This window comes from Bailinhaonella thermotolerans (genome assembly GCF_003594875.1).
In the GTDB taxonomy this organism is placed as follows: Bacteria; Actinomycetota; Actinomycetes; order Streptosporangiales; family Streptosporangiaceae; genus Bailinhaonella; species Bailinhaonella thermotolerans.
Window position 1 is genome coordinate 60454 of record NZ_QZEY01000011.1, and the last position, 16045, is coordinate 76498.

A 16045-nucleotide genomic window follows, 5' to 3' on the forward strand; every position below is an offset into this window, starting at 1 on the left:
GCTCGTCCCCGTACGCTCCCCGGCGTACGGCGTGCGGGCGGGGCGCCGTTCACAGGAGGGCGGCGACCTCGGCGCGGAGGCGGGTCAGCAGGTGGGGGGTGTCGTCCGGGGGGCGGGCGGCCACGGACAGGCGGGTGTGCGCCTGGCGGTAGGCGGCGACCTCCTCCTCGCGGACCAGGGCCTGGTCGGCGTGGAGCTGATGCAGGAGCACCGTGTCGGGGTCGGCGTCGGCACGGCGGAGCAGGGTGAAGGGGCCGCCGCGGGGGCGGTAGGTGCTGGCGGCGGGGTTGATCTGCAGGACGACGTTCGGGGTCTTGGCGGCGGCGATCAGGGCGTCGAGCTGTTCCAGCCGGGTCCGGGGGTCGCCGACGGGCAGCGTGAGCGCGGACTCCTCCATCACCGCCCACAGCCGCACCTGGCGGTCGCCGTTCAGGAGCCGGTCGGCGCGCCGGCGGCACACCTCGGGCCAGATCTCCTGGTCGGCGGGGGCGGTGGAGCCGGTCACCGACGTGACCCGGGCGGCGGCCAGGCTGTAGGCCGGGGTCTGCAGGAGCGAAGGCACCACGGTGGTCTCGTACGTCCGGATCTGCCGGGCGTCGTCCTCCAGCGCGAGGTGGGCGCAGAACCACAGCGGCAGCGGCAGCTCGTGCCACCAGCCGGGGGTCCGCCCGGCGGCCAGCGACAGCACGTGATCGCGCTGGATCGGATCGGCCACGCCGTACAGCGTCAGCAGGCGGGCGATGTCGGCGGGCCGGACGGTGTGCAGACCGGCCTCAAGGCGGCTGATCTTGGATTTGGCGCAGGAGATGGCGTCCGCCGACGCCTGCTGGCTGAGCCCGGCGTCCTCGCGCAGGCGGCGGAGCAGCGCCCCGGCGACGGCGCGCCCGGCACCGGGGCCGCCGTTCTCGCTCATCGATCCATGATGACAGGTTCGCGATCAATTCGGCAGCCGTTGCACGTGCAACACGTGAACCTTGGGGCAGAAGAAGCGTATGCCGCTTTTTTCCTGGGTCTCTTGTCGTAGTTGGATCACTCGACCATGCTGGAATGTGTTGCACGCGCAACACGCTCACGCACGGCGGGCCCGGTGGCGACGGCTCGCCCGGCCTGAAAGCGAGGTCACCCGTTCCATGACGATCCCGGCCCGCCCGCCGCACCCCCGTGACCCCCGCACCGCTCGTGACCGCATCGCTCGTGACCGCATCGCTCGTGACCTGAATCCGCGCCGCTGCGAGGGCGGCGGACGCGCCGCGCCCGGCGGCCCCCGCGAGGCGGCATGAGCGCGCCGAAGACCTCGCCGGTCCGGGCGGACGCGCCGACCGCCGAAGAGGTCCTCGCCGTCCTCACCACGAGCCGCGACCCCCTCACGACCGAGGAACTGGCCGTCGCGGTGCTCCGCCGCCGCGACCGGCTGGGCCGCCGCCACTACCCGCCGCCCCCCTTCATCCAGGGCCTCTACCGGCTGAAGGGCCGCACCGGCATCGTCGCGGTGCGGGACGAACGGCATCGTCTGCTGTGGAAGGCGGGCGAGACCCCGCAGCCCCCGGCCGACCCCCGGGCCCGCGCCGCCGCCCCGATCACCGAGGCCGAACTCCTGGCCGCGCTGGCCCAGGCGCCGCGGCCGCTCACCACGGCCGAGGTGCTGGCGGCCGTGGCCGCGGGCCGGGGAGTCCCGGCCCTGACCACCGGCGCGTCGGTGAGCCTCTACCGCCTGCGCCACTCCCCCGGCGTGGCCACGCGCTGGTCGCCCGGCCGGGGCTCCTCCCGCCTGTGGTCCGCCGCCGGGGTCCCGGCGCGCCGCCCCTGACCGCGAGGACCCGGGTCCTCCGGTCCTGGGCCCGGGTCCTCGCCGTACGGCGGGGGCGGTCAGCGCGCGCAGGCGGCGCAGGGCCTGCGGGTGAGGCGGGCGTAGGAGACCGCGGCGAGGGTGAGGCCGACGCCCCAGGCCAGGTAGGCCGGGACGGAGACCCAGAAGAAGGGCTCGGGCAGGTCCAGGCCGCCTCCGGGAGGGAAGGGGTTCCGGCCGTTGAGTCGCTCGTAGACCATCGTGGCGAACATCAGGCCGAAGTAGACGTCCAGGCCCGCGGCGACGGCGGCCCCCGGCCACAGGACCAGGGGGCGCGGCACCCGGCGGCCCGCCAGGAGCGGCACCCAGCCGGGCCAGACGCGGCCCCAGCGGTGGACGAGGGCGAGCGGCAGCAGGAACCCGGCGAGCACGAACCCGGCCTCGAAGACGATCACGGCGGCGCTCATGCCGAAGGGGGATTCGCCGAAGCCGACGACCGCCTGCGCCGCGATCCGCACCGCGCACGCCGCCGCCGCGCCGTACGCCGCCGCGTAGGCCCAGCCCGGCGTGCGCTCCGGCCGGGCCGGGGAGGCGGCGGTACGGCCGCAGGCCGCGCATCCCTCGCGCGTGGCGCGCCGGCAGGCCCCCGCGGCCAGGGCCAGCAGCAGGCCGGACCCCGCGCAGGCCGCCCGGCTCAGCGCCCCGAGGGGGAAGAACACGATGCCCAGCCCCGGCAGGAGGCCCCCGACGACGTCGAGGAGCAGCATCGCCCCGGCGGCGGCCAGCGCCGCCGCCACGCCGTACGCCGCGGTCAGCAGGACCACGCGGGCGGCCCCGCGCGGCCGTACGCCGATCATGATCGCCTGCAGCAGCGCGGCGGCGCCGAGCAGGCCGACGGCGCTCCACCCGTCGAACACCATCAGGTCGCGCCCCACCGGCGACAACCGCTCGGGCGTCCCCCCGAGTTCCCAGTACACCCGGACCGCGCCGTATCCGGCGGCGAGCGCGAGCCCGCCCACCGCCACCGCGGGCCGCGTGCCGCGCGCCGGTCCCGCCGCGCGCTCGCCCGCCACGATATTCGCCATGCCCCCGATCCTGGCCGTGCCCGTCCTCCCCGCCCTCCCCGCGCGTGGTGATCCGCCTCCCCCGTCCGGGGGACGGCGTGCCCCCGTCCCGCCGCGCCGGTGTCGATCCGTGATCTGTGGATAAGTTCGGACATGACCACGCAGGAACCCGGGCGGCCCCCGGCCCGCGTCGCCGGGGAGGCGTCCTTCCGGAGGAGAGGCAGATGCGTCCTGAGCGAGCGAGGCCCCCCGGGGGGAGCGCGGGGAGGAGCCCGGGGAGGAACGCGGGAAGGAACGCGGGAAGGAGCGCGCGCGGCGTCCTGGGGGACGTCGCCGCGAGGGCGGTCCCGCCCGTCCTCGCGCTGGCCGCGATGGGCGGCGCGACGTTCGGGATGGGCAGGCTGGTCGCGGCCTCCTCCGCCGGGGAGCCGGCGGTCATGCGCGACATCGCCCAGGTGCGCACGCCGCGCCTGAACGAGCTGACCGACCTGGGGAGCAGCCTGTCGGACACGCCGTACATCGTCGCCCTCACCGCGGTCGCGGCGGTGGTGCTGCGGCTCGTGCTCGGCCGCTGGCGGGAGCCGGTGTTCCTGGCCCTGGCCGTGTGGGCGCAGTCGCTGGTGTTCCTGGCCACGACCAACCTGGTCGGCCGCACCCGCCCGCCCGTCCCCCGCCTGGACGAGGCCCCGCCCACGTCGAGCTGGCCGTCGGGCCACGTCAGCGCGGCCGTGTGCTTCTACTGCGGGCTGGCCCTGGTGATCACCCTGCACACGCGCCGCCACGCGCTCGTGACCGCCCTCGTGTGGGTCGTCGCGGCGGCCGTGCCGCTGGTGGTGGCCGTGTCCCGGGTCTACCGGGGGATGCACTTCATCACGGACGTCACCTGGGGGCTGCTCCTGGGCGCGTTCTGCCTGATCGTCGTGGCCCGCGCCGTCCTGTTCCCCGGGCCCGCCCGCCGGGCCCCCGCCCCGGGCGTCCCCCCGGGGCGGGCCGCGGCGCCGGGCGCCTCCGTTCCGGGCGCCTCGGCCCCCGAGCCGGGCGCCTGAACCGGACATCTGAGGACCTGCCGCACGGGAGCCCCCGCCTGCCGTACGGCTAGGCGGGGCCGGCGGCGTCGCGGGCGCGGGCGGCGACGGCGCGCAGGTGGGCGCGGAGTTCCGGCGGGTCGTGGACCTCGAAGGGGCAGCCGAGCTGGATGAGGTGGAAGGCCAGGTACTCGATCGTGTCCGCGCCCATGCGGACGCGGCAGCGGTCCTCGCCGAGAGGTTCGACGTGGCCGCCGAGGTGGCGGCGGGCCAGGTCGGCGGGCAGGCGGACGGTGACGGTGGCCTCGTGGACGGGGGCCAGGCCGTACAGCCGGGCCCGGACGAACTCGGCGGCGTCGGCGGCGGGCGGTTCCCGGGGGGCGACGCGGACCCCGGTGGCGTGCACCTCGCTCACCCGGTCCGCGCGGAACACCCGCCAGTCGCCGCGGTCGGCGTCGTAGGCGACCAGGTACCACCGGCGCCCGGTCGCGACCAGGCGGTGCGGCTCGGCCAGGCGGCGGGTGGCGGTCCCGTCGTGCGCCTGGTAGGCGAAGCGGATCCGCTCCCGGCCCTCCACGGCGGCGGCGAGCGCGGCCAGCACGGCGGGGTCCACCGGGCTCCCGCCCGACAGGGGCGCCAGGGGCACGGTCGCGGCGTGCAGGCCGGTGACGCGGCGCCGCAGCCGGGAGGGCAGCACCTGCTCCAGCTTGGCCAGCGCCCGCGCCGACGCCTCCTCGATCCCGGCCACCGGGTTCCCCGCCGTGCCGCGCAGGCCCACGGCGATCGCCACGGCCTCCTCGTCGTCGAGCAGCAGCGGCGGCATCGCCGTGCCCGCGACCAGCCGGTATCCGCCCGCCGGGCCCATCGTGGACTCGACCGGGTACCCCAGGGCGCGCAGCCGGTCCACGTCGCGCCGGATGGTGCGCGGGCTCACGCCGAGCCGGTCGGCCAGCTCGCCGCCCGGCCACTCGCGCGGGGTCTGGAGCAGGGACAGCAGGGTCAGCAGCCGCGCCGGGGTGTCGTTCACGTCCCCAGCATGCCCCACATCGAGGACAGGCTCTGACCTACTCAGGGGTTAGCGTGGGCGCAGTGCCGACGTGAGGAGCCGATCGTGGAGCGTTTGACCTGGGCCGCGGTGTTCGCCCGCCGGATGGGGCGGCAGGGCCTGCTGGACCCCCACCCGGGGAGCCCGGCGGACGTGGTGGCCGCGATGTGCGGGGCGCACGCGCAGGTGATGTCGGCCGGGGAGGCGTCGGTGGCGCTGCGGATGCCCGGCGCGAGCCGGGCCACCGTCCAGGAGGCGCTGTGGGAGCGGGGGGAGCTGGTCAAGACCTTCGGGCCGCGCGGCACGGTGCACCTGCTGCCCGCCCGGGACCTGGCCGTGTGGACCGGCGCGCTGTCGTCCGTGCCCCCCGCGCGGAGCCCCTTCCCCGAGGAGGTACGGCTGACGCCCGAGCGGGCCGAGGCGGTGCTGGCCGCGATGGCGGACGCCCTGCGGGACGCGGAGCTGACCGTGGACGAGCTGGGCGAGGCGGTGGTGGCCGGGGCCGGGCCGTGGGCGGGCGACCTGGTGATGCCGGCGTTCCAGACGATGTGGCCGCGCTGGCGGCAGGCCGTGGACCTGGCCGCGGCGCGCGGGATCCTGTGCTTCGGCCGCAACCGGGGCCGCAAGGTGACCTACACGAGCCCGGCGCGCCTGATCCCGGGCTTCGCCCCGGCGGCCGGCGGGGAGAAGGAGCTGGCGCGCATGTTCCTGCGGGCGTACGGCCCGGCCATGCCCGCGACCTTCGCCTGGTGGCTGGGGGTGCCGCGGGCCTGGGCGGACTCGGTGTTCGAGGCGCTGGCCGGCGAGCTGGAGCGGGTCGAGGTCGAGGGCGTGCCCGGCTGGGTGCTCGCGGGCGACCGGGAGTTCCCGGCGGAGCCGCCGCGCGGGGTGCGGCTGCTGCCCTACTTCGACGCGTACGCGATCGCCTCGCGGCCCCGCGAGCGGTTGTTCCCCGGGCGGGCCGCCGAGCGCGCGCTGGCGCGCGGGCAGGCCGGGAACTACCCGGTGCTGCTCGTGGACGGCGTGGTGGCCGGGGTGTGGCACCAGCGCCGCGCCGGCCGCCGGATCCACGTCACGGCCGAGCCGCTGGACGAGCTGTCCCCGGCGCACCTGAAGGAGCTGGAGGCCCAGGTGGAGCGGCTCGGCGAGGTGCTCGCGGGCACGCCGGAGCTGACCGTCGGCCCGGTCACGGTCGGCCCGCACGCCTGAGCCGCCGGGCGGGTTCCCCGGCGGGTCCCGCGGCCCCGCCCGGCTCCCCCGCGGATCCCGCCGCCGGGCCGGGCTCCCCGGCGGAGCCGGCCCCGCCCGCGGTCCGGGCGCGGCGGGCGCCCGCCGTACGGCCGGCCGGGGCGGGGCCTGCGGCGCGGAAGGTGTGGCGGTAGGTGGTGGGCGGGACGCCGATGGCGGCGGTCATGTGCTGGCGCAGGGAGACGGCCGTGCCGAAGCCGGCGCGTTCGGCGACCCGGTCCACCGGCAGGTCGGTGGTCTCCAGGAGGCGGCGGGCGTGCTCCACGCGCTGCCGGGTGAGCCACTGGCCCGGCGTCATGCCCACCTCCTCGCGGAAGCGCCGGGTGAACGTGCGCACGCTCATCCCGGCATGCGCGGCCAGTTCGGCCAGCGACAGGGGGCGCTCCAGCCGTTCCAGCGCCCAGGCGCGGGTGCCGGAGGTGGTGGCCGCCGAGGTCTCGGGCACCGGCCGTTCGATGAACTGGGCCTGCCCGCCCTCGCGCCACGGCGGGACCACGCAGCGGCGGGCGACGAAGTTGGCGGCGTCGCTGCCGTGGTCGCGCCGCACCAGGTGCAGGCACAGGTCCACCCCGGAGGCGACCCCGGCGGCGGTGAGCACGTCGCCGTCGTCCACGAACAGCACGCCCGCGTCCACCTCGACGCGCGGGAACGCCCGCTGGAAGGCCTCGGCCTCGCGCCAGTGGGTGGTGGCGCGGCGGCCGTCGAGCAGGCCCGCGGCGGCCAGGGCGTACGACGCGGTGCAGATGGACACGATCCTGGCGCCGGGGCGCAGCCGCTCCAGCGCCCGCGCCAGCTCCTTCGGCAGCCACTCCCGGTCGTTCTCGTAGCCGCAGCCGAACGGCGGGATGACCAGCGTGTCGGCCGTCTCGACGGCCTCGGCCCCGTGCTCCACGTGGATGGTGAAGTCGGCGCTGGTGCGGACCGGGCCGGCCGTCAGGCCGCAGGTGACCACCTCGTAGAGGGGGCGGCCGTCCTCCCCCTCGGCGGTGCCGAAGACGCGGGCGGGGATGCTCAGCTCGAACGGATAGACCCCGTCCATGGCCAGAACGACGACGCGATGCATGGCCAGATCCTATCGATTGTTGTCCATCCGGCCACTCGTCCCGATCTGCCCGCCCGAGCAGAGTTGAGCGTGCGCCGGACGGCGGCGCTCGTGGGGACCGGAGAAAGGCGGAGGTGCGGGAGATGCGCGCGATCGGGCAGGACGAGCTGGGCGGCCCCGAGGTGCTGAAGGTGATCGAGGCCGAGCGGCCCGAGCCGGGCCCGGCCGAGGTGCTGGTGCGGGTGCACGCCGCCGGGGTGAACCCGACGGACTGGTGGCACCGCTCGACGGGCGGCCTGCTGGGCGGCCCGGTGCGGCTGGGCTGGGACGTGTCCGGCGTGGTCGAGGCGGTGGGGCCCGGGGTGACCCTGTACCGGCCGGGCGACGAGGTGTACGGCATGCCGCGGCTGCCCCTGCCCGCCGGGGCGTACGCCGAGTACCTGACCTCGCCCGCGCGTCACCTGGCCCGCAAGCCCGCCGGGCTGTCCCACGTGGAGGCGGCGGCGCTGCCGGTGGCCGGGCTGACCGCCTGGCAGTCGCTGGTGGACACCGCGCGGGTCCGGCCGGGGCAGCGGGTGCTGGTCCACGCGGCAGCGGGCGGGGTCGGGCACCTGGCGGTGCAGCTCGCCAAGGTCCTGGGGGCGCACGTCATCGGCACCGCGCGGGCGGCCAAGCACGACTTCGTGCGGGGACTGGGCGCGGACGAGGTGATCGACTACACGGCGGTGGACTTCGCCGACGAGGTGCGCGACGTGGACGTGGTGATCGACACGATCGGCGGCGAGTACGGCCCGCGCTCGCTGCGGACGCTGCGGCCCGGGGGCGTCGTGGTCTCGCTGGCCTCCCCCGCGGAGGCGGCTCTGGAGGGCCCGGCGCGGGAGCTGGGGCTGCGGGCGGCGTTCATGATCGTGGAGCCGGACCACGGCGGGCTGCGGGAACTGGCCGCGCTGGCCGAGTCCGGGAGGCTGCGCCCGCACGTCGACACGGTGCTGCCGCTGGAGCTGGCGGCCAAGGCGCACGAGATCGGCGAGACCGGCCGCACCACCGGCAAGCTCGTCCTGACCGTGGCCGGATGAGGGCCGGAACGCGCCGCGCCCGCCCGACCTGGACATATAGCCACAAGAGTGGTGCTGCCGGGGCGAAGAACCTAAAGTGCGCTGGATGATCCGCAAGGCGTTATCGATCTCCTCCGCCGCGCTCGCGCTCGCCGCCTGCGCCTCCGCCCCGTCAACCGAGGGCCGGCTGAAGGCCCAGGGCGATCCCGGGGCCCGCGCCGGAGCGCCCGCGGGGGCGCCCGCCCCGCCCGCCGGGAAGGGGTACGCCCGCGAGGGGCTGACCGGCCTGCCCGCCGAGCCGTACCGGGTCGAGGTCCAGACCGTCGAGCGGCAGGGCGGCCACACACTGCTCACGATGGAGATCGTGCTGCTGCTCACGGAGAACACCAGCGGCCAGGCCGCCTTCGGCGACGGGCTGAGCGGCACGGACTTCTCCAGGTTCGCGCTGCTCGACCCGGTCGCCAAGAAGGCGTACTCCCCGCTGCTGGAGAAGGAGGGCGGCGCGGCCTACGGGACGCGGCGGGACTACTGGATCCATCCGGGGGTGCGCTACCAGGTCCAGGTGTACTTCCCCGCGCTGCCGGCGGGGACCGGGCGGATCACGGTGCTCGCGCCCGGGTCGCTCGGGGAGTACGCCGGCATCCCGGTGACCGAGGGGACGCCCCGGCCGGTCCCCACGGCGACGAGCACGCGCGGGTCGGACGCGCCGCCTCCCGGCTCGGTCGTCCGGTGGCCGGTCACCCCGCCCTCCGGCACTCCCTGGTCGCAGGTCGCCGACCTGCACGAACTGGTGGAGCACCCGCAGAAGTCCACGGTGAACGAGGGCTCCACCGAGACCGTCGCGCTGCGCACCGACGTGCTGTTCGCCTTCGACAAGGCGGAGCTGTCGCCCAAGGCGGCGGCCGTCCTGGACGAGGTCGCCGCCGAGACCCGGCTGCGCGCCGACCCCGCCAAGCCCCCGGTGATCATCGAAGGTCACACGGACGGCAAGGGCGGCGACTCCTACAACCTGCCCCTGTCCGTCCGCCGCGCCGAGGCCGTCCGCGCCCACCTGGAGCGGAGGCTCGGCTCGGAGTACACCTACAAGACCGCGGGCAAGGGCGCGGCCGAGCCCATCGCGCCCAACACGGTCGAGGGCAAGGACAACCCGGAGGGGCGCGCCCGCAACCGCCGCGTCGAGATCTCCTACCGGATCAGGGACCACAAGCCCGGCGCCACCGTCTCCCCGGGCCCCTCCGCCGGCGCCGGCCAGGGCTCGGCGCGCGCCTCGGCCTTCCGCCGGGACGACGGGCAGGTCGTGGGCAGCCTGCGCCGCAAGACCTGCTGCACCGAGCTCCGCCTGGACGTGCGCCCCTTCTACCGCGACGGGTCCTACCTGGTCGGGGTGTACGACGTGGTCAACGTCGGCGGCGGCGACCACAACGTGGTCTACACGCCGTTCGCCGACATCGCCCACCACTGGTCGGACCGCGCGGCCTTCGGCCGCCTCACCGTGGTCGATCCCCGCACCAAGTCCCGCTACTACAGCGTCCGGACCGGGAAGGAGCGGCACGTCGAGGGCGAGCTGCTCTTCCTGCCCCGGGGCAAGACCAACCGGATCTTCGTCTACTACCCGGCCCCGCCCGACGCCGTCACGGCCCTCACGCTCGACGGCGGCGAGCTGGGCCGGGTCGGGAACGTCCCGATCCGCTGACGCGCGCCCGCCGCACCCCGGAGCGGCCGCGCCGCCGTGGGCGGGAGCGGCCGCCCGGCCGTACGGCGGGCGCGGTCAGCGCCGGGCCAGGACGGCGGCGCCGGCGGCCGCGCACAGGGCGGCGGCCAGGAGGAGGGCGTGGCCGTGGGCGGGGAACGCGCCGACGATCGCCACGCCCAGGGTGGCGCCGACCTGCCGCACGGCGTTGAGCAGGCCGCCGGCCGCTCCCCCTCCGCCCTCGGGCGACCGCGCGACCACCATCGTGACCAGGGCGGGCAGCGCGGACGAGACCCCGAACCCGGTGGCCAGCAGCCCCGGCACCCACAGCGCGTACGGCCACCCGGCCAGGGCCGCCGCGCCGAGGACCGCCACCCCGGCGGCGAGCAGGGCCAGCCCGGCCGCGACCGGCGCGCGCGGCCCGACGCGGGCGACGATGCGGCCGGTGAGCAGCGGGTTGACGACGATGGGGAGCGTCAGCGGGAGGAAGGCCAGCCCGGTCTCCAGCGGGTCCCGGCCCAGGATCAGCGGGAGCACGAACAGCGTCGCGGCGAGGGAGAAGTTGACCGCCGCCCCGGCCAGCAGCGCCGGGGGCATGCCCCGGGCCCGCAGCACGGCCGAGGGCAGGACGGGGCTGGCGCTCCGCCGTTCCAGCAGCGCGAACCCGGCCCCGGCCGCCAGCGCCGCCGCGGCGGACCCGGCGGCGTGGCCGGCGGCGCCGGAGCCGAGCGCGATGATCGCGTCGGTGCCCAGGGCGAGCGCGACGCCCGCGGCGAGCTGGGCGGGCCAGTCGATCGCCCGCTCGCCGGGCGGGCAGTGCGCGGCGCGCCCGGCGACCAGCGCGAGCGTGACGGCGGCGAGCGGCACGTTGATCAGGAAGACGCCGCGCCAGCCCGCCAGCTCCACCAGCAGCCCCCCGGCGACCGGCCCGGCGGCCATGGCCGTGCCGCTCAGCGCGGCCCACGTGGCGACCGCGCGGGCGCGGCGGGCGGGCTCGGGGTACAGCCGGCCGATGATCACCATGCTCGCGGGGACGGTCGCGGCGGCGGCCGCTCCCAGCAGCGCCCGCAGGGCGACCAGCACGCCCAGACCGGGGGCGAAGACGCAGAGCAGGGAGGCCAGCCCGAAGACGGCCACCCCCGCCCGCAGGACGCGGTGCGCGCCGTACCGGTCGGCCAGCGCGCCGGCGGACAGCAGGAGCGCGCCGAAGACGACGGTGTAGCCGGTCATGGCCCACTGCAGGCCGGCCAGCGAGCCGCCGAGCGACCGGGCCAGGTCGGGTTCGGCCACCGACAGCACGGTGGTGTCCAGCAGGACCATGAAGTAGCCCAGCGAGACGCCGAGCAGCGCCCGCGTCCGCGCGGCCGGGGACGGCGGGGCGGACGCGAGGGGTGAAACGAGGGTGCTCAAAGAAGCCCTCCCGGACGGAGATCGCGGACGAGGCGTCCACTGTGCGCCGGGCGGCCCCGGGGGCTCCACCGGCGCCGCCGCACGCGGCGTTCGGAATATCCGAACGCCCCTTCCGGGTTGACCCGACGGCGAGAGGAGACGGCATGGAACTGCGGCACCTGCGCACGTTCGAGGCGGTGGACAGGCACGGCACCGTGACCGAGGCGGCGATCGCGCTCGGTCTCGCCCCGTCATCGGTGTCGGAGCAGATCCGGGCGCTGGAGAGGTCGCTGGGCGTGCCGCTGTTCGACCGCGACCCCCGGGGGATGCGCCTGACCCCGGCGGGCGAGCGCCTGCGCTCCTGGGCCCGGCGGCTCCTGGACCAGGCCGAGCAGGCCCGCAGGGAGGTCGTCGCCGCCCCGCCCGCCGTACGGCTCGGCGCTCCGGAGACGGTGGCGGCCACCCACGTGCCGGCGATCCTGGCCCGGCTCGCCGAGCGCCGCCCCGGCCTGCGCGCCGAGGTCCGCAGCGAGGTCTCCCGCGACAACCTCCTGCACGGCGTCGCCACCGGCGACCTGGACGCCGCGCTCCTGCTGGACACCGGCGGCGCCCTCGGCGACCTGGGCTTCCCGCTGCCGCCCGCGCCCCTGGACCACCTGGACCTGGAGACGATCCCGCTGGCCCTGGTCGCCGCGCCCGGCCACCGGCTGGCCGGGCGCGCCCGCATCGGCGTGGAGGACCTGCGCGGGGAGAGGCTCCTGGTCAACCCCGGCCCCTGCTCGTTCAAGCTGGTCGGCCAGGCCCTCCTCGGCCCGCTGGTGGAGCGCGTGGACGCCGGCGGCGTGAGCGTGATGCGCGCCTGGGCCGAGAACGGCCTGGGCGTGGCCCTGCTCCCGGAGTTCGCCGTCGCCGCGCCGCTGGCGGCCGGGACCCTGGCGCGTCTCCCCCTCGACGTCCCGCCCCTGTCCCTGCGCCTGATCTGGCGCCCCGACCGCGAGGCCACCCCCGCGCTCCGCGAGACCCTCTACGCCGCCCACCACATCACCACCGCCGCCCGTCACCCGGCGTCGCCGCCCGCCGTCCGCTAGCCGGCCGAGCCGCCGCCCGATCCGGTACGGCGGGCCGCCCGGCGGTCAGCGGATCAGGCCGCCGACGAGGGTGACCATGAGCGGGAGGGCGAGGATGATCAGGATCGCGCCGAGGACGTCGAAGGCGAATCCGGAGCGGACCATGCGGGTGATGGAGACCAGGCCGGAGCCGTAGGCGATGGCGTTCTGCGGGGTGGAGACCGGGAGCATGAAGCCGAAGGACGCCGCGAAGGTCGCCGCGAGGCCGGGCACGAAGGGGTCCACCCCGGCGGCCACGGCGATGGGGATGACGATGGGCACGACCACGGCGGCGGAGGCGGTGTTGCTGGTGGTCTCCGAGACGACGATCGCGAGGACGGCGGCGAAGGCGGTGATGGCGAACAGGCTGGTCAGGCCGAGCGCGCCGGAGGCGGCGGTGCCGATGGTCTTGGCCAGGCCGGTCTTGTCGAGCAGGGAGCCGAAGATGATCCCGGTGCCGAACAGCAGGATCGTGCCCCAGTCGATGCGCGCCGCGTCGCTCCAGCGCATCGTGAACTCCCGGGCCCGCCAGTCCACCGGCAGCAGGAACAGCAGCGACGCGCCCAGCACGGCCACGACGCCCTCGTCGAGGCGGTCGGCGGGCTCATCGAAGAACCAGGAGTTCTCGTCCAACAGCGCGATCACGCCCGGGACGATCCACAACACGACGGTGACGCCGAACGCGACCAGGACGTTCTTCTCCGCCCGCGACAGCCGGCCCAGTTCGGCCCGCCGCTCGCGGACGTACGCCTCCACGCCCTCCACGCGCCGGATCTCCGGCCGGTTCACCAGCAGCAGCACGATCACCAGCAGCACGAACATGACCAGGCAGATGGGGAGCGCCATCGCCGTCCACTCGGCGAAAGAGATCCGCCGCCCGGTCGCCGTCTCGATCAGGCCGCGCCCGATCAGGTTCGGCGGGGTCCCGATCGGGGTGAGCAGGCCGCCCACGCTCGCGCCGTACGCCAGCATGAGCACCACCGCCGCGCCGACGCGCAGCCGCAGCGGGTCGAAGTCGGGCGCGACCAGCCCCCGGTCCTGGAGCAGCTTGGCGATCACCCCGACCAGGCCCAGGGCCGTGGGCAGCAGCATCGCCACGGTCGCCGTGTTGGACACGAACGCCGACAGCACCGCGGTGATCACCCCGAACGCGACGATGATCCGCGTGGTGGACCGGCCGACCCCCGGCAGCGACAGGATCCGGAAGGCGAAGCGCCGGGCCAGCCCCGTCTGCAGCATGGCCTGCGCGAGGATGAACGCCCCGATGAACGTGAAGATCGTCGAGGATCCGAACGGCGCCAGCGCGGCGTCGGCGGGCCGCACCCCGAGCACCACGACCGCCACGACCCCGATCAGCCCGCCCACCGGGATCGGCACCGCCTCGGTGACCCACAGCACGATCACCCCGAGCAGCACCGCCGCCAGCGTGTGCTGCTGCGCGGGCAGGTCCACCGGGGCCACCAGGAACGCCACGGTCACCAGCGGCGCGAGCCACAGCCCGGTCGTCCGCCGCGCCCTCTCGAAGCGCTCCTCGGCCGGGGAGAGCCGCTGCTCGCCCAGGCTCCGGTACGTCGCGTGCCCCAGCAGCGCCTTGTCGACGTCGGTCCGTACAGCGGTCCCGTCCTGATCCGACCCCATGAGCACCTCCGCGCACGGCGACCCGATCGCCATTGAACATCCCCGTGTCCCCCGGGTCCAGGCCACACCCACCCCTCCCGTCCCCGGACTCACCCCGATCCCGGCGGCACGGGCAGCGCACGGCCGCCCGGAGGTGACACGGGGGTGACCTGAGGGGTGACATAGGGGTCCCGCGCGCGGCGGTCAGCAGGCCGGGGGCGGGGCGGCCCGGGGGGCGGGGTTGAACTCCATGCGCAGGCCGTCGCCCTTGGCCAGGAAGATGGCCGAGCCGCTGGTCGGGGTCCAGTGCTTGGGCAGGAAGAGGTACTGGTCGCCGGTGCGCCACATGAGCTTGAGGCCGTCGTAGCGGTAGCGGTAGGCGGCCTCGGGGTCCTTGCACCGGGTCTCGCGCACGCCGGGGCCGCTCAGGCTGAGGCCGCGCGCCGTGTAGACGACGGCGTCGGGGTACTCGGGGAGTTCCTCGACGAACTGGCGCGCGCGGGAGGCGCCCACGGCGGCCGAGTAGTCGTTGGCGGCCCAGAAGAGGCTGAGCCCGACCAGCAGGACGACCACCGCCCACTCCAGCACGGCCAGCCACGGCGGCGGCGCGTGGCCGGGCACGCGCCGGGCGCCGCGCCACAGGTGGGCCGCGTAGACCAGGAGCAGCACGCCGCCGGCCAGGCACAGCGGGGCCACGGCCAGGCCGTCGTTGAGCGCGTTCGTGACGAGCACGCGGGACAGGCCGTTGAGCGCCAGGAGCGCGCCGAGCGCCGCGCTGACCGGCACGGCGTACCGCCGGACGCGCGCGGACATGGCGCGCGGGGGCAGCAGGGAGCGGCCCCACAGCACCAGCAGGCCCGCGCACGCGGCCACCAGCAGCGGCACGAAGAGCCCGTCCACGATCTTGAGCAGGTAGTCCTGGGTGGACAGGCCCAGCAGCGAGGACTCCACGCCGAAGTAGTCGTAGAACCAGAACGCGTGGGAGTACCCGAAGTAGATCAGGATCGAGGTGAGCACGGTCGTCGGCGCCACGATCGCGCCCAGGACCCGGGTGATCTGCGGCAGCCCCGCCGTGAGGAAGCCGCCGTTCGCGGTCTCCCCGCCCGCGCCGTTCTCCCCGCTCGCGCCGGCCGCGCGCCCGTCCCCGGGCGCGCCGGTCTCCGCGCCCTCAGGGTGCGCGCGCGTCTCCCGCTCGCCGTCGGGTCCGGGGGAGGTCCGCGTGTCCGGGGGGATGTCCGTCACGTTCCCGCGCCACCCGGCCCTTCGGCGCCGGCCCCTGAGCCGGAGTCCCCGCCACCTGAGCCGGAGTCCCCGCCGCCCGAGCCGCCGCCCGATCCGTCACCGCCGCCTTCGCCCGGCGGCGTCTCGCCGGGAGGGCTCTCCCCGGGCGGGCCCGTGGGCGGGCCGGGGCTCTCGTCGGGGCTGGCCTTCGGCTCGCAGGGCTCGGGGCCGGTGAGGATGACCACGGTCCCGCCGCGGCGCACCGTGCCGCCCTTGCCGGGGATGGTGCCGTCGAAGGTGCACCGGTCGTAGGAGCTCTGGGGGTTGACCCGAGTGACGATCTTGACGCAGAGGGTGCGCTTGCCGGTCCCCTTGGCGCACTGGTCCCGGATGTCCTCGCCGATCTCGCTGATCATGTCGGCGAGCGGCCGCCCCGAGGAGAGCTGCTGGGTGGAGATCCGGATCGGCGCCCCCGGGGCCTGCCTGGCCTGCCCCCGGTTGATCGGGCCTCCGGGCACTCGCGGCCCCGGGTCCTCCCCGGTCCGCTCCCCCGCCTCGGGTTCGAGCGGCGCCCCTGGCACGTCGCCCCCGGGCCGCCCGGCCCCCGGGCCCGGCCCGCCGCCGCTCTCCCCGCCCGATCCGCCGCCGCACGCGGCCGCGACCAGGCAGGCGAGGAGTACGGCCGAGGCGGCGCGTGCCCCGTTCCGGGGCCGCCCGCCCGCGCTGTGCTCGCGTTCGCCTCTCATGCCGCCACTAT

The 16045-nt window shown here is 76.4% G+C and carries 14 protein-coding genes; 6 read left to right on the plus strand and 8 right to left on the minus strand.

Features of this window, described 5'->3' with window-relative positions:
* Positions 1 to 49 precede the first annotated feature (49 nt).
* Positions 50 to 913: a helix-turn-helix domain-containing protein gene (locus D5H75_RS25190; RefSeq protein WP_119929010.1), complete on the minus strand. Its 864-nt coding sequence runs from the start codon at positions 911 to 913 to the stop codon at positions 50 to 52.
* A 363-nt stretch (positions 914 to 1276) separates the two neighbouring features.
* Between D5H75_RS25190 and D5H75_RS25195 the strand changes: the two genes are divergently transcribed.
* On the plus strand, positions 1277 to 1807 hold the full coding sequence (locus tag D5H75_RS25195) for a hypothetical protein (protein WP_119929011.1): 531 nt from the start codon (positions 1277 to 1279) through the stop codon (positions 1805 to 1807).
* A gap of 59 nt (positions 1808 to 1866) precedes the next feature.
* Here the strand turns inward: D5H75_RS25195 and D5H75_RS25200 are convergent, their stop codons facing one another.
* Positions 1867 to 2871 (minus strand): hypothetical protein, encoded by a 1005-nt coding sequence (locus D5H75_RS25200; RefSeq protein ID WP_119929012.1) that lies wholly within the window; start codon positions 2869 to 2871, stop codon positions 1867 to 1869.
* A gap of 203 nt (positions 2872 to 3074) precedes the next feature.
* Here D5H75_RS25200 and D5H75_RS25205 point away from each other — a divergent pair, with 203 nt between their 5' ends.
* The gene (locus D5H75_RS25205; RefSeq protein WP_147425273.1) at positions 3075 to 3896 is read left to right on the plus strand and encodes a phosphatase PAP2 family protein; all 822 of its coding nucleotides are present in this window, start codon (positions 3075 to 3077) and stop codon (positions 3894 to 3896) included.
* 49 nt (positions 3897 to 3945) lie between these two features.
* Here the strand turns inward: D5H75_RS25205 and D5H75_RS25210 are convergent, their stop codons facing one another.
* Positions 3946 to 4902, minus strand: coding sequence for a helix-turn-helix transcriptional regulator (locus D5H75_RS25210; RefSeq protein WP_119929014.1), 957 nt, complete (start codon positions 4900 to 4902; stop codon positions 3946 to 3948).
* 84 nt (positions 4903 to 4986) lie between these two features.
* On the opposite strand from D5H75_RS25210, the gene D5H75_RS25215 reads away from it, so the two are divergent.
* On the plus strand, positions 4987 to 6129 hold the full coding sequence (locus tag D5H75_RS25215) for a winged helix DNA-binding domain-containing protein (RefSeq protein WP_242454499.1): 1143 nt from the start codon (positions 4987 to 4989) through the stop codon (positions 6127 to 6129).
* On the opposite strand, the gene D5H75_RS25220 is transcribed toward D5H75_RS25215, so the two are convergent.
* On the minus strand, positions 6107 to 7231 hold the full coding sequence (locus D5H75_RS25220) for a GlxA family transcriptional regulator (protein WP_119929015.1): 1125 nt from the start codon (positions 7229 to 7231) through the stop codon (positions 6107 to 6109). The two genes, D5H75_RS25215 and D5H75_RS25220, sit on opposite strands and share 23 nt — an antisense overlap.
* Positions 7232 to 7353: 122 nt before the next feature.
* On the opposite strand from D5H75_RS25220, the gene D5H75_RS25225 reads away from it, so the two are divergent.
* Positions 7354 to 8286: an NADP-dependent oxidoreductase gene (locus tag D5H75_RS25225; RefSeq protein ID WP_119929160.1), complete on the plus strand. Its 933-nt coding sequence runs from the start codon at positions 7354 to 7356 to the stop codon at positions 8284 to 8286.
* Positions 8287 to 8371: 85 nt separating this feature from the next.
* Positions 8372 to 9958: an OmpA family protein gene (locus tag D5H75_RS25230; protein ID WP_147425274.1), complete on the plus strand. Its 1587-nt coding sequence runs from the start codon at positions 8372 to 8374 to the stop codon at positions 9956 to 9958.
* A 75-nt stretch (positions 9959 to 10033) separates the two neighbouring features.
* Here the strand turns inward: D5H75_RS25230 and D5H75_RS25235 are convergent, their stop codons facing one another.
* On the minus strand, positions 10034 to 11365 hold the full coding sequence (locus tag D5H75_RS25235; RefSeq protein WP_242454500.1) for an MFS transporter: 1332 nt from the start codon (positions 11363 to 11365) through the stop codon (positions 10034 to 10036).
* A gap of 143 nt (positions 11366 to 11508) precedes the next feature.
* Here D5H75_RS25235 and D5H75_RS25240 point away from each other — a divergent pair, with 143 nt between their 5' ends.
* Positions 11509 to 12432, plus strand: a complete 924-nt coding sequence (locus tag D5H75_RS25240) for a LysR family transcriptional regulator (protein WP_119929017.1) — start codon at positions 11509 to 11511, stop codon at positions 12430 to 12432.
* 45 nt (positions 12433 to 12477) lie between these two features.
* On the opposite strand, the gene D5H75_RS25245 is transcribed toward D5H75_RS25240, so the two are convergent.
* The 3 genes from D5H75_RS25245 to D5H75_RS25255 form a co-directional block, all read right to left on the minus strand.
* Positions 12478 to 14121, minus strand: a complete 1644-nt coding sequence (locus D5H75_RS25245; RefSeq protein WP_242454501.1) for an SLC13 family permease — start codon at positions 14119 to 14121, stop codon at positions 12478 to 12480.
* A 150-nt stretch (positions 14122 to 14271) separates the two neighbouring features.
* On the minus strand, positions 14272 to 15309 hold the full coding sequence (locus D5H75_RS25250) for a hypothetical protein (RefSeq protein WP_119929018.1): 1038 nt from the start codon (positions 15307 to 15309) through the stop codon (positions 14272 to 14274).
* Positions 15306 to 16034, minus strand: a complete 729-nt coding sequence (locus D5H75_RS25255; RefSeq protein WP_119929019.1) for a hypothetical protein — start codon at positions 16032 to 16034, stop codon at positions 15306 to 15308. Before D5H75_RS25255 ends, D5H75_RS25250 begins: the two co-directional genes overlap by 4 nt.
* Positions 16035 to 16045 lie beyond the last annotated feature (11 nt).

Excerpts from the sequence above, each read along its gene's own strand:
- D5H75_RS25190 (WP_119929010.1), bottom strand. The coding sequence starts at position 913 with ATGAGCGAGAACGGCGGCCCCGGTGCCGGGCGCGCCGTCGCCGGGGCG.
- D5H75_RS25195 (WP_119929011.1), top strand. The coding sequence starts at position 1,277 with ATGAGCGCGCCGAAGACCTCGCCGGTCCGGGCGGACGCGCCGACCGCC.
- D5H75_RS25200 (WP_119929012.1), bottom strand. The coding sequence starts at position 2,871 with ATGGCGAATATCGTGGCGGGCGAGCGCGCGGCGGGACCGGCGCGCGGC.
- D5H75_RS25205 (WP_147425273.1), top strand. The coding sequence starts at position 3,075 with ATGCGTCCTGAGCGAGCGAGGCCCCCCGGGGGGAGCGCGGGGAGGAGC.
- D5H75_RS25220 (WP_119929015.1), bottom strand. The coding sequence starts at position 7,231 with ATGCATCGCGTCGTCGTTCTGGCCATGGACGGGGTCTATCCGTTCGAG.
- D5H75_RS25225 (WP_119929160.1), top strand. The coding sequence starts at position 7,354 with ATGCGCGCGATCGGGCAGGACGAGCTGGGCGGCCCCGAGGTGCTGAAG.
- D5H75_RS25230 (WP_147425274.1), top strand. The coding sequence starts at position 8,372 with ATGATCCGCAAGGCGTTATCGATCTCCTCCGCCGCGCTCGCGCTCGCC.
- D5H75_RS25240 (WP_119929017.1), top strand. The coding sequence starts at position 11,509 with ATGGAACTGCGGCACCTGCGCACGTTCGAGGCGGTGGACAGGCACGGC.
- D5H75_RS25245 (WP_242454501.1), bottom strand. The coding sequence starts at position 14,121 with ATGGCGATCGGGTCGCCGTGCGCGGAGGTGCTCATGGGGTCGGATCAG.
- D5H75_RS25255 (WP_119929019.1), bottom strand. The coding sequence starts at position 16,034 with ATGAGAGGCGAACGCGAGCACAGCGCGGGCGGGCGGCCCCGGAACGGG.